Source organism: Nocardioides sp. S5, assembly GCF_017310035.1.
Lineage (GTDB): Bacteria > Actinomycetota > Actinomycetes > Propionibacteriales > Nocardioidaceae > Nocardioides.
In genome coordinates this window covers 624,877-637,285 of record NZ_CP022296.1, presented here as the reverse complement: position 1 = coordinate 637,285, position 12,409 = coordinate 624,877, and the positions used below count along the sequence as shown (strand labels likewise).

At 72.0% G+C, this 12,409-nt stretch carries 11 protein-coding genes; 3 read left to right on the top strand and 8 right to left on the bottom strand.

The window, feature by feature from the left end; all coding sequences use genetic code 11:
* Position 1: 1 nt before the first annotated feature.
* Positions 2-679 carry a histidine phosphatase family protein gene (locus CFI00_RS03205; RefSeq protein WP_207083849.1) on the bottom strand — a complete coding sequence of 226 codons (678 nt, stop codon included), beginning with the start codon at positions 677-679 and terminating at the stop codon, positions 2-4.
* Position 680: 1 nt separating this feature from the next.
* A complete protein-coding gene (gene hemL, locus CFI00_RS03200) occupies positions 681-2,009 on the bottom strand; it encodes a glutamate-1-semialdehyde 2,1-aminomutase (protein ID WP_242532659.1) in 1,329 nt (442 codons plus the stop codon).
* 182 nt (positions 2,010-2,191) lie between these two features.
* On the opposite strand from hemL, the gene CFI00_RS03195 reads away from it, so the two are divergent.
* Positions 2,192-3,385 carry a lytic transglycosylase domain-containing protein gene (locus CFI00_RS03195; protein WP_207083848.1) on the top strand — a complete coding sequence of 398 codons (1,194 nt, stop codon included), beginning with the start codon at positions 2,192-2,194 and terminating at the stop codon, positions 3,383-3,385.
* A gap of 22 nt (positions 3,386-3,407) precedes the next feature.
* Here the strand turns inward: CFI00_RS03195 and hemB are convergent, their stop codons facing one another.
* From hemB to CFI00_RS03165, 6 genes are all read right to left on the bottom strand, one after another.
* Complete coding sequence (hemB, locus tag CFI00_RS03190; RefSeq protein ID WP_277988348.1) at positions 3,408-4,406, bottom strand: porphobilinogen synthase; 999 nt, start codon at positions 4,404-4,406, stop codon at positions 3,408-3,410.
* The gene (locus CFI00_RS03185; RefSeq protein ID WP_207083847.1) at positions 4,403-6,058 is read right to left on the bottom strand and encodes a uroporphyrinogen-III synthase; all 1,656 of its coding nucleotides are present in this window, start codon (positions 6,056-6,058) and stop codon (positions 4,403-4,405) included. The genes hemB and CFI00_RS03185 overlap by 4 nt, the downstream gene beginning before the upstream one ends.
* Positions 6,055-7,020, bottom strand: coding sequence for a hydroxymethylbilane synthase (hemC, locus tag CFI00_RS03180; RefSeq protein ID WP_207083846.1), 966 nt, complete (start codon positions 7,018-7,020; stop codon positions 6,055-6,057). The genes CFI00_RS03185 and hemC overlap by 4 nt, the downstream gene beginning before the upstream one ends.
* The gene (locus CFI00_RS03175; RefSeq protein WP_207083845.1) at positions 7,017-8,303 is read right to left on the bottom strand and encodes a glutamyl-tRNA reductase; all 1,287 of its coding nucleotides are present in this window, start codon (positions 8,301-8,303) and stop codon (positions 7,017-7,019) included. Before CFI00_RS03175 ends, hemC begins: the two co-directional genes overlap by 4 nt.
* Positions 8,300-8,974: a redox-sensing transcriptional repressor Rex gene (locus CFI00_RS03170; protein WP_242532658.1), complete on the bottom strand. Its 675-nt coding sequence runs from the start codon at positions 8,972-8,974 to the stop codon at positions 8,300-8,302. The genes CFI00_RS03175 and CFI00_RS03170 overlap by 4 nt, the downstream gene beginning before the upstream one ends.
* Positions 8,975-9,284: 310 nt before the next feature.
* Positions 9,285-10,367, bottom strand: a complete 1,083-nt coding sequence (locus tag CFI00_RS03165) for an IS110 family transposase (RefSeq protein WP_207081523.1) — start codon at positions 10,365-10,367, stop codon at positions 9,285-9,287.
* Between the two features lie 297 nt (positions 10,368-10,664).
* Between CFI00_RS03165 and CFI00_RS03160 the strand changes: the two genes are divergently transcribed.
* Positions 10,665-12,089 (top strand): HNH endonuclease signature motif containing protein, encoded by a 1,425-nt coding sequence (locus CFI00_RS03160; RefSeq protein WP_207083844.1) that lies wholly within the window; start codon positions 10,665-10,667, stop codon positions 12,087-12,089.
* Positions 12,090-12,209: 120 nt separating this feature from the next.
* Positions 12,210-12,398 (top strand): hypothetical protein, encoded by a 189-nt coding sequence (locus CFI00_RS03155; protein WP_207083843.1) that lies wholly within the window; start codon positions 12,210-12,212, stop codon positions 12,396-12,398.
* Positions 12,399-12,409: the final 11 nt, after the last annotated feature.

The window sequence follows — 12,409 nt, the reverse complement described above, 5'->3', positions numbered from 1 at the left end:
GTCAGGGTCGCTCCCCCTGCGAGGCCCCGCCGGCCGAGAACGGTGCGGAGCGGTCAGCGACAGGGATCAGGTCGCCGGCGGGCTCGGAGTAGCGCACCTGCACCATCCGGTCGCCGTCGAACACGACGCTGGTGAGCGAGCAGAGGGTGCACTGGCGGTTCTTCGGGTGGTGGAGGTAGCTGCGCTTCTCCAGGAAGAGCCGCGTCGTCCAGATCGGGAGCTGGTGGGACACCACGACCGCCTCGTGGCCGCGGGCGGCGTCGCGGGCGTCGTGGATCGCAGCGACCATGCGCCCGGCGATCTCGTCGTACGGCTCCCCCCACGACGGCGTCAAGGGGTTGTAGAGGTGGCGCCACAGGCGCGGGCGCTTGATGATCGTCATCGCGCCGTCGCCGAAGCTGAGGCCCTCGAAGACGTTGGTGGACTCGATCACGCGCGGGTCCACGACCGGCGTCAGCCCACGGACCCGGGCGAGCGGGGCGCCGGTCTCCTGTGCACGCTCGAGCGGGGACGTGCGGATGTGGACGATGTCGCGCTCGCCGATGGTCTCCGCGATGCGCTGGGCCATCTGGTGCCCGAGCGCCGAGAGGTGGAAGCCGTCGCGGCGGCCGTAGAGCACGCCCTCGGGGTTGTGGACCTCGCCGTGGCGCAGGAGGTGGACGGTGGTCTGCTCTGCCATCTCAGTGACCTCCTGCCGTGGCGGCGGCCAGTGCGGCTGCCGGGAGCGCGTCGAGGACGGTGGAGACCGCCCGCTCGTCGTGGGCCGCGGAGACGAACCACGCCTCGTACGCCGACGGCGGCAGGTAGACGCCCTGGTCCAGCATCGAGTGGAAGAAGGCGGCGTAGGCCGCGGTGTCCTGCGTGGAGGCCTCGGCGAAGTCACGGACCGCGGCGTCGCGGAAGAAGACCGAGAACATGGTGCCGGCCGCCTGGACGACGTGCGGGACGCCCGCGGCGGCGAGGTGCTCGCCCACGGCGGTGCGGATCGTGAGCGCGGTGGCGTCGAGCTGGGCGTAGACCTCGGGGGTGGCCAGGCGCAGCGTCGCGAGGCCTGCGGTGGTGGCCACTGGGTTCCCCGACAGCGTGCCGGCCTGGTAGACCCGGCCCTCGGGCGCGAGGTGCGCCATCAGGTCCGCCCGTCCACCGAACGCCGCGGCCGGGAAGCCGCCACCCATCACCTTGCCGAACGTCATGAGGTCGGGCGCCCAGCCCTCGATCGCCCCGTCGAGGCCCCAGCCGCCCTGCTCGGTGGCGCGGAAGCCGGTCATCACCTCGTCGCTGATGAAGAGCGCACCGTGGGCGCGGCAGGTCTCGGCGAGGAAGGCGTTGAAGCCCGGCGCGGGCGGGACGACGCCCATGTTGCCCGGGAACGCCTCGGTGATCAGACAGGCGATGCGCGGGCCGTGGGCCTCGAACGCCGCCTGCACGGCGTCGCGGTCGTTGTAGGGCAGGACGAGGGTCTCGGCGGCCGAGCTGGCGGGGACGCCGCTGGTGCCGGGCACCGCGAGCGTGGCGACGCCGGAGCCGGCCTCGGCCAGGAGCGGGTCGACGTGACCGTGGTAGCAGCCAGCGAACTTCACGACCAGGTCGCGACCGGTCGCGCCCCGCGCCAGCCGGATCGCCGACATGGTCGCCTCGGTGCCCGAGGACACGAAGCGGACCCGCTCCACCGGGGTGCGGGCGACGATCTCCTCGGCCAGCTCGACCTCGGGCTCGGTGGGCGTGCCGTACGACGTGCCGCGCGCCACGGCGCCGGCCACCGCCGCCTGCACGTCGGGGTGCGCGTGGCCGAGCAGCATCGGGCCCCACGAGCAGATCAGGTCGACGTAGTCGTTGCCGTCGGCGTCGGTGAGCCACGCCCCGGAGGCGGAGGTGATGAAGCGGGGCGTCCCGCCGACGGCCGTGAAGGCACGCACGGGTGAGTTCACGCCGCCCGGTGTCACGGCTCGAGCGCGCTCGAAGAGGGCCTCGCTGGCCGCAGTCGTCGAGGTGGTCGTCGCGGAGGTCACCCGGTCATTGTCACGCAGGAGGACAAAGGATCCCCAGTCGGTGCGCACCCGCACGCGGACCGTGTGCCTTGGCCCACAGGTAACTCGTGCGTAACGTGGAGCGAAGATTCGTCGTTGACCAGGTGTGGGTGCGCCCGGAGGGGGCATCATGACACCCGGACGACCCAGGGGAGATGAAGGACATGGCGAGCTTCGGCCGACTGCACCGCGCGATCGCGATCATCCCGTTGGCGGTGCTCTCCGCAGCGTGGACGGCCAGCCTCGCGGGCGTGGGCGTCGGGTCGGCCAGCGCCGATCCCGACGGATCGAGGACCCTCCCCGACGGCACGGTCCTCCCGGCGGCCGCCATCGAGGCGCCCGCCAGCATCGGTGACCCGGTCACCCGCGCCGCCGCCCTCACCCCGGGCTCGGCCAGCAGCATCCCCCAGGCGGCCCTCTCGGCCTACCAGCGCGCCGAGGGCGTCATCAACAGGGCCGACCCCGGCTGCAACCTGCCGTGGGAGCTCGTCGCCGCGATCGGTCGCGTCGAGTCCGACCACGGCCGCTTCGGCGGCAACGCCCTCGACGACCGGGGGGTGGCCCGACCGGGCATCTACGGCATCGCCCTCAACGGCAGGAACGACACCCAGGCCATCGCCGACACCGACGGCGGGCAGTACGACGACGACACCCGTTGGGACCGCGCCGTCGGCCCGATGCAGTTCATCCCCTCGACCTGGTCGGTCGTGGGCGTCGACGGCGACAGCGACGGCACCCGCAACCCGCAGGACGTCGACGACTCCGCGCTCGCGACGGCCGTCTACCTCTGCTCCGGCGACGACGACCTGTCGCAGGAGAAGGGCCAGCGCGCCTCGGTCTACCGCTACAACCACTCCAACGCCTACGTCGACCTGGTGCTGGAGATCATGCAGGCCTACCTCGACGGCGACTTCAGCGCCGTGCCGACCTCCACGCTGACCTCGGGCGTGATCATGCCCGACACCACCGCGACCCCCGGCGCCAAGGACGGCAAGGGCGACCGGGACGGCAAGCGCGACCCCGGCGACAAGGGCGGCAGCACGCCGACCCCGACCGTGAAGCCGACGCCGACGCCGACGAGCACCCCCACGACCACGCCGACCACGACGCCGACGCAGACGCCGACCCAGACGCCGACCTCCACCCCCACCAAGGACCCGACGTCCGCCCCGACGTCCGTCCCGACGACGCAGCCCACGGTCCTGCCGACGACGCTCCCGCCGCTCCCGCTTCCCACGGAGACGATCACCGCCCCGCTCACCGAGCTCGAGGCCCGGGCGCAGTGCCTGGCCTCGGGGATCTCCGCGCTCGACCTCGCGGCGCTCAACGCCTGTGTGGCCGAGCTGCTCAACCCCTGAGCCGCTCGATCAGCCGAGCACGTCAGCGGCGCAGCAGCCGCGCGGCCTCGGCGGCCCAGTAGGTGAGGATCACGTCGGCGCCGGCGCGGTGGATCGAGGTGAGGGTCTCCAGGATCGCGGCCTCGCGGTCGATCCAGCCGTTGGCGGCGGCCGCCTCGACCATCGAGTACTCACCGGAGATGTTGTAGGCCGCGACCGGCACGTCGACGGCGTCGCGCACCCGGCGTACGACGTCGAGGAAGGCCAGGGCCGGCTTCACCATCACAATGTCGGCGCCCTGCTCCACGTCGAGCAGCGCCTCGCGCACGCCCTCGACGGCGTTGGCGGGGTCCTGCTGGTAGGTCTTGCGGTCACCGACCAGCGAGGAGTCGACAGCCTCACGGAACGGGCCGAAGAAGGCAGAGGCGTACTTCGCGGAGTAGGCCAGGATCGACACGTGGCTGTGCGCGGCGGCGTCGAGCGCCTGCCGCACCACGGCGACCTGACCGTCCATCATCCCGCTGGGGCCGACCATGTCGACACCGGCGGCGGCCTGGGCGAGCACCATCTCGGCGTACGCCGCCAGCGTCTGGTCGTTGTCGACCTCGCCGTCGGGCGTCAGCAGCCCGCAGTGGCCGTGGTCGGTGAACTCGTCGAGGCACAGGTCCGACATGACCGTGAGCTGGTCGCCGACCTCGGCGACCACGTCGGTGATCGCGAGGTTCAGCACGCCGCCCGGGTCGATGGCGCCGGAGCCGGTCGCGTCCTTGTGCTCGGGGATGCCGAAGAGCATCACGCCGCCCAGGCCGAGCTCGGCCGCCTCGGCGACGGCCCGCTTGAGCGAGTCGCGCGAGTGCTGGACGACGCCCGGCATGGACGAGATCGGGTGCGGCTCGGCGAGGCCCTCGCGCACGAAGACCGGGAGCACCAGCGAGCTGGGCACCACGTGGTGCTCGGCCACCATCCGCCGCAGCGCCGGCGTACGACGCAGGCGGCGCGGACGGACGAGCGGCGTCTCCAGCTCGCGGCGCTCCTCGCTCACTTCGCGCGCGCCTTGCGGCGGCCCGACGCGGTGCGCTCGCTCGGCCGGGTGACGGGCTCACCGCTCTCCAGCATCGCGAGGCGTCGCGCCGAGCCGAAGTCGGCCAGTGCGTCGACGAGCACCTCGACGTCGGGGGTCGGCGCGAGGACGTCGACCCGCAGGCCGTGCTCCTCGGCGGTCTTCGCGGTCGCGGGCCCGATCACGGCGATGATCGTCGACGGGTGCGGCTTGCCGGCGATGCCGACGAGGTTGCGCACGGTCGAGGACGAGGTGAAGACGACGGCGTCGAACTTGCCGGTCTTGATCGCGTCGCGCACCGGCGCCGGCGGCGGGGTGGCGCGCACGGTGCGGTAGGCGGTGACGTCGTCGCACTCCCAGCCGAGGTCGACCAGGCCGGCGACGAGGTTCTCGGTGGCGATGTCGGCGCGCGGCAGGAAGACGCGGTTGATCGGGTCCAGCACCTCGTCGTAGGGCGGCCACTCGGCGAGGAGGCCGGCCGCGGACTGCTCGCCCGACGGCACCAGGTCGGCGCGCAGACCCCACGCGGCGATGGCCTCGGCGGTCTTGTCACCGACCGCGGCGATCTTGAGCCCCGAGAAGGCACGCGCGTCGAGGCCGTACTCCTCGAACTTCTCGCGCACCGCCTTGACGGCGTTGACCGAGGTGAAGGCGATCCACTCGTAGCGGCCCTCGACGAGGCCGCGCACGGCCTTGTCCATCTGGAGCGGGTTGCGCGGGGGCTCGACGGAGATCGTCGGCACCTCCTCGGGCACCGCGCCGTACTCGCGCAGGCGGCGCGACAGCGAGCCGGCCTGCTCCTTGGTGCGCGGCACCAGGGCTCGCCAGCCGAAGAGCGGCTTGGTCTCGAACCACGACAGCGTCTGGCGCAGGTCGACCACGTCGCCGATGACGGTGATCGCGGGCGGGGCGATGCGCGCCGCCCGGACGTCGGCGCCGATGTCGGCCAGCGTCGAGATGAGGGTCTGCTGCTCGGTGGTGGTGCCGACGCGGGTCATCGCGACCGGCGTCTGCGGCGAGCGGCCCGCCTCGATGAGGGCGGCGGCGGTCTCGGCGATGCTGCCGACGCCGGAGAGCAGGACGAGGGTGCGGTCGTCGGCGTAGGCGCTCCAGTCGACCTTCTCGCCGCACGTGACGACGCACATCTCGCGGTGGCGCTTGGTGGTCAGCGGGATGCCGGCGTAGGCCGGGACCGCGCTCACCGAGGAGACGCCGGGAACGACCTCGAACCCGACGCCGGCCTTCACGCAGGCCTGCGCCTCCTCGGGGCCGGAGGCGTAGAGGAACGGGTCACCGGTCATCAGGCGGACCACGCGCTGCTTCTTGCCGTGGCGTACGACGACCTTGGCGCGCGCGGCGTGCGTGAGGGGCTGGCCGTCCTCGCCGAAGCCGCCGTCGACGACCTCCGGGCCGTCCCAGGTCCCGTCGGGGCCCTCGAGCAGGCCGAGCACCGACCGGACGAGGTCGACGTGCTCGGGAGCCTCGGTGACGATGACCTCGGCGCTCTCGAGGAGCTCGACGGCACGCACCGTCAGCAGTCCCGGGTCACCGGGTCCACTGCCGACGAACGACACCCACCCGGGGTTCGTCCCCTTGTCCGGGCTGCTGGCCTGCGGGGTCTGTACTCGCGTCATGCGTGCTGGTTCCTCACTGGTGGTCCATCTTCAGGTGGTGCCGTCATCAGGTCTGCTGCTCCCTCGTCGAGCATGTCGCTCGCGAGGCGTGTTCCTAGCCGGGCGGCCTCGTCGACCGGGCCGGTCGCGCTCATCCGCACCGAGAGTCCGCCGTCCTCCGACAGGGCCACGGCGCGCAGCCACAGCTCCTCGCCGTCCTCGCCCTCCACGACCTCCGCGAGCGCACCCAGCGGGGCGGAGCAGCCCGCCTCGAGGGTGGACAGCACGGCGCGCTCGGCGGTGACCGCCGCGCGGGTGGGGGCGTCGTCGAGCAGTGCGAGCCCGGCGACCAGGTCCGTGTCGTCGGCGCGGCACTCCACGGCGAGGGCGCCCTGGCCGGGTGCCGGGAGCATCTGGAGCGGATCGAGGACCTCGGTGACCTCGTCGAGACGACCCAGCCGCGCGAGCCCCGCGCGGGCGAGGACGATGGCGTCGACCTGGCCCTCGCGGACCTTGCGGATCCGGGTGTCGACGTTGCCGCGGATGCCCTCGAGCTCGAGGCCGAGGCCGAGCGCGGCGAGCTGGCTGACGCGGCGCGGGGAGCCGGTGCCGAGGCGGCTGCCGACCGGCAGCTCGCCGAGCGTCAGGCCGTCGCGGGCGACGACGACGTCACGCGGGTCCTCGCGCGGCGGCACGGCCGCCAGCGCGATGCCGTCGGCGGGCGTGGTGGGCAGGTCCTTGAGCGAGTGGACGGCGACGTCGACGCGGCCGTCGAGCAGGGCGTCGCGCAGCGCGCTGACGAAGACGCCGGTGCCGCCCATGGAGGCCAGCGGCGCCGAGCTCCGGTCACCCTCGGTGGCGACCTCCACCAGCACGACCTCGCGGCCGAGGCGCTCGCGGATGAGCTCGGCGACGTGGCCGGACTGGGTGGTGGCCAGCGCGGACGCGCGGGTGCCGAGACGGATGGCGGGGAGGGTGGTCATGGCTTGCCGTCCGCTCGCGTCATGCGGTCCACGGCCTCGGGGTCGAGGCGGAACAGCTCGGCCAGCGCGGCGGTGTAGGACACCGCCGGCTCGGCGTCGGCCAGCTCCTTGACCCGCACGGTCGGCTCGTGGAGCAGCTTGTCGGCCACGCGGCGCACGGTCTGCAGCACCTCGGCGCGGGTGGTCTCGTCGAGGCCCGGCAGCCGGGAGGCGAGTCGGTCCATCTCCGCGTCGACCACCGAGGTGGCCATCGAGCGCAGGGCCACGACGGTGGGCGTCACGCTCGCCTGGCGACGTACGGCGAGGAAGGCGGCGATCTCCTGCCCGACGATGGTGCGGACGTCCTCGACACCCGCGGTGGCCTCCAGGCCGCGCAGCTCGTCGGCGAGGCCGGCGAGGCTGATCAGGTCGACGCCCGGCAGGTCGGCGACCGACGGGTCCACGTCGTGGGGCAGGGCGAGGTCGATCACGGTGAGCGGGCGGTCGCTGCCTCCGCGCGCGGTCACCACGTCGGCGAGGCGGACCAGCGGCTCGGGCGAGCCGGTGCAGGAGATGACGATGTCGGCGGCGGCGAGCTCGTCGCCCAGCGCGGACAGCGGAACCGAGGTGGCGGCGTACTCCGCAGCGAGCCGCTCGGCGTTGGCGGCGGTGCGGTTGAGGACCGAGATGCTGCCGGCCCCGCCGCGAGAGAGGTGCGCGACGGCGAGCGACGCCATCGCGCCGGCTCCGAGGACGACGGCACGCGCCCCGGCGACCGGCACCGTGCTGCGCTCGAGCGCGGCGGTGACGAGGGAGGGGGCGGCGCGGTCGATGTCGGTCTCGGCGTGCGCCCGCTTGCCCACGCGCAGGGCCTGCTGGAAGAGGGTGTTCAGGGCCGGGCCGACCGTGCCGTGCTCCTGGCCGACGCGCAGCGCCTCGCGGGTCTGGCCGAGGATCTGGCCCTCGCCCACGACCATCGAGTCGAGGCCGGCCGCGACCTGGAAGAGGTGGGAGACCGCGCCCTCGTCGTAGTGGACGTAGAGGTGCGGCAGCAGGGCCTCGGTGGACTGCGCGGCGCGCTCCACCAGGAGGCCGGAGAGGTCCTCGACGCTGCCGTGGAAGCGGTCGACCTCGGCGTAGACCTCGAGCCGGTTGCACGTGACGATCGCCGTGGCCTCGGAGACGTGCTCGCCGGCGATGACGTCGGAGATCAGCTTGACGGTGCCGTCGGGGTCGAGCGCGAGGCGCTCGAGCAGCTCGACGGGCGCGGACTTGTGGGAGATCCCCACGACCAGGACGCTCATGACACGGCTCCTGCTCCGGGCGCGACCGACTTGCGCTGCTCGTGGTAGGCGAGGATCTGCAGCTCGATCGACAGGTCGACCTTGCGTACGCCGACGCCGTCGGGCACCGACAGCACCGTCGGTGCGAAGTTGAGGATGCTGGTGATGCCGGTGGCGACCATCCGGTCCGCGACGGACTGGGCCGCGACGGCCGGCGTGGCGATCACGCCGATGGAGACGTCGTGCTCGGCGACGATGGACTCGAGGTCCTCGAAGGAGCGCACGTCGAGGCCGGCGACGACCTCCTCGTGGCGGTCCGGGTCGGCGTCGAGCAGCGCCACCACCCGGAAGCCGCGGCTGCGGAACCCGGAGTAGTTGGCGAGCGCGTGCCCGAGGTTTCCGATGCCCACGATGACCACGGGCCAGTCCTGGGTCACGCCGATCTCGCGGGCGATCTGGTAGCGGAGGTACTCCACGTCGTAGCCGACACCGCGGGTGCCGTAGCTGCCGAGGTAGGACAGGTCCTTGCGGAGCTTGGCGCTGTTGACCCCTGCGAAGGCCGCCAGCTCCTCGCTGGAGCAGGTGGTGGTGCCGTCCTCGGCGAGACTGGTCAGGGCACGCAGGTACACGGGAAGCCTGGCGACGGTTGCCTCGGGGATGTCCCGGGCGGAGTCGGGGGTCCGTGCGGTCACAGCAGCTCTCTCCAGTCCTCGCGAACCTCGCTCGGACTCCGCCACTGTAGGAGTTTGTGAACGGGAGAACAAAACGAGAACAGGGGCGGCTAGCACATGTGAGAAGACCCACCCCACACGGGGTCCCCGCGACTTGCGCGCGGGGTGCCGCAGGGCATATCGGAGGCGAGGTCCCGCTGGTTGAGGTGCGAGCGCAGCGAGTCTCGAGACCCGCACTCTCCTTCGGCGGTCGAGCAGCCGAGCGGTCCGTCCTTCCTCGGTGGTCGAGTAGCCGAGCGAGGAACGAGCGAGGCGACGGTCCTATGCCGCGTCAAGTGGTCATGAGGTCTGTTCGGAGGGCTCTGTAGACGCTGCGGGCGAGGTGGCGTTTGAGGCAGCGGATGATCTCGGGGGTGGATAGTCCTTCGGCGCGCCGTCGCTCGACGTAGGCGCGGGTTTCCTCGTGGCGGCCCATCCGTCCGACGGTGATCATGTAGAGCGCGGAGTTGGCTTGGCGGTCGCCCCCGGGATTGAGTCGGTGGCGGCGGGTCTTGCCGGAAGAGGCGGGAAGCGGAGCAACCCCGACGAGCTTGGCGAAGCTGGCTTCGGACCGCATCCGGTCGATGTTCTCGCCAGTGCTGATCGCCAACTGGGCGGCGGTCTGGACTCCGACCTGGGCCATGGCAAGCAAGGACGGGCAGGCCTGTTGCACGAGGGTCGCCAGGTGCTTGTCGGCCTCAGCGATCTCGCCGTCGAGGTAGGCGATGCGTCGCGCCAGCGCTCGTAGTGCATGGCGCACCGCGTGGTCGGGATCAGCGACCCGGCTCGGGTCGGGGCGCATGGCCAGGACTTTGGCTACCCGCTTCTTCCCGCTCAGCCCGATCAGGTCGTCGTGAAGGCGCCCGGATGCAGCGGTGATCAGGTCACGCAGCTGGCTGTACGCGGCGGTGCGGTTCTTGACCGCCGCATCGCGGGGGACCTTGATCACGCGGATCGCCTCCACGATCCCGGTCTTGACCTTCGGCCGACCGCTCGCGCGCCCGGCCAGGACCTGCTCGGCTGCCGAGTAGGCGTCGAGCGGGTCGGACTTGCCGTGTCTGACCCGGGTGGCCCTTTCCGGCCGGTTGACCTCGAACACCTCGAACGCACCCGCCCCGTGAGTGAGCAGGTGGCGGGTCAGCCCCGCACCGTAGGAACCGGTCGACTCCACTCCGACCGCGAGGACCGGACCGTAGGTCGCGGCCCACGACACCAGTTCGCCAAAGCCAGCCCTGGTCGCGGGGAACTCACGATCTGCCAGCCGGCCGAAACGAGCGTCGATCACGGCCGCGACATGGACCAGTTGGTGGGTGTCAACACCCACCACCACGCCGGCCCCATCAAGAACTTGTTCTTCAACAGACACATCACTCATGCTGGAAATGTCTCCTTCACCATCGTGTGAAAGATGACCTTCCAGGTCGGGCGGACAGTACAGCGACGGGAACTTCTTCAGGGTCCTATGAGGTCACGCCCGCCCGGCCTGGCCACCAGAACAGACAAGCCCTGCCGGGGCCGACACGTCGCACTTCAAGGCAGCCACACCAAGCAGCGCCAGTATCGAGATAGGTCAGACCCCGACCGGGTAACCCATCCTCCCTGTATCGAGACCCCTCCACAAGAGCTTGCCGGCTCGAGGCCGTTGTCGGACCCGTCCTCTAGAATCGAACGCATGATCGAGGAACTGGAAGGGGGATCGGAGGCCGGGGCAGACGCCCTCGGCCCCGCAGCCCTGCTCGCCTCGATCAGGGCGTCTCGCGCCATCGAGAACACCGAAGCCGCCCGCCAGCTCGACCTCGCAGCCCGGTGGGCCGACCTGCACCCGCCGGAGTCCATCCACTCCGCCGCGTCGTTCACCGTGGCGGGGTGTGAGCACGAGGAGCCCATCGCGGGACCGGGTACGCCGCTGGTCGCGGAGTTCTGCGTCGCCGAGCTCGGCGCCGTCCTGGGCATCACCAGCGTGTCGGCGAAGAAGCTGATCGGGCACGCCCTCGAGCTGCGCCACCGACTGCCGCGCCTGTGGGCCCAGGTCCACACGGGATCGGTTCCTGCCTGGCGCGCTCGGGCCGTCGCGGAGGTCACGATCCACTCCACCCCCGCACTCACTGTGGAAGCCGCCCGGTTCGTCGACGCCCACGTCGCCGCCGTCGCCGGTCGGATCGGGCCCGCCCAGCTGGACCGCCTCGTTGCCGAGACGATCAAGCGGTTCGACCTCGCAGGCGTCGACCCGGCCGCTGATCCGGAGGACGGCTACCTCCACGTCGACCCGCGCCACGTGACCATCCACGATGAGGACGTCCACTTCGCCGGCACCGTCCGGCTCGAGGCCGAGATCGACCTCGCCGACGGACTCGACCTCCACCACGCTCTCGCCCACGGCGCCGCCACGCAGAAGGCCCTTGGCTCGCACGAGTCCCTCGACGCACGCCGCGCGAAGGCGCTCGGGGACCTGGCCCGGACACAGACCGCTCTCGACCTACATGCGAGTGGTTTCGAGGCTCGCTCCGCTCGCACCTCAACCACCGATGACTTGCCCGCGGCGCGCGAGGTCGTGCTCCACGCTCACTTCGACGCCACCATGTCCGGCGACACGACGGTCTTCGGGCCGACCGGCCGGCTGGAGGAGGGCCAGCGACTGCTGCTGCTCGACCAGCTGAGGTCCTGGTGTGGCGACTCCCGCACCAAGATCACGGTCCGGCCGGTCATCGACCTCAACCAGGAGAAGGCCGCACCGGGTTACGAGATCCCGGACCGCATCCGTGAGCGCGTGGTTCTCCGCGACCGCATGTGCGTCTTCCCGTGGTGCACCCGCCCCGCCCGTCGTTGCGACGTCGACCACGTCATCGAGTACGACCACGACGCCGAGGCAGATGGTCGGCCACAGCCCGGCTCCACGGAGACCGACAACCTCGGTGCGTTGTGCCGGTTCCACCACCGCCTCAAGACCCACTCCGCCTGGCGCTACGACATGGTCGCGCCCGGGATGTTCGAGTGGACGAGTCCTCACGGCCATCGCTACCGACGAGACCGGACCGGCACGACTGCGCTCGACCCGCCCGACCCGAAACCGCCCCGGATCCCGTCACCTCGAAGATGACCCCGCCCCACACCCCGCCACCCACGAGGGGGCGGGGCCCCAGGCACGCCCGCCCCGGGACCCAGCCGTCCGACCTGCCGCGTCACCGGGCAGCCCAGCTGATCGGCTACGGTCGGCGTCATGGCATCTCCAGAGGCGAAGTTCGCACCCGTCGGCGCCTTGCGGGGCGGCCTGGTCCTGGTGGTTCTCGGCGCACTGATGGCCTGGGACCCTGTGGACTCGATCCCGGAGTGGGCCTGGGTCGCGACGGTGTCCCTCGGCTTGTTGTTGCTGGCGGTCGCCCTGGGCATCCGGACGCTCCGCGCGTAGGCACGACGGTA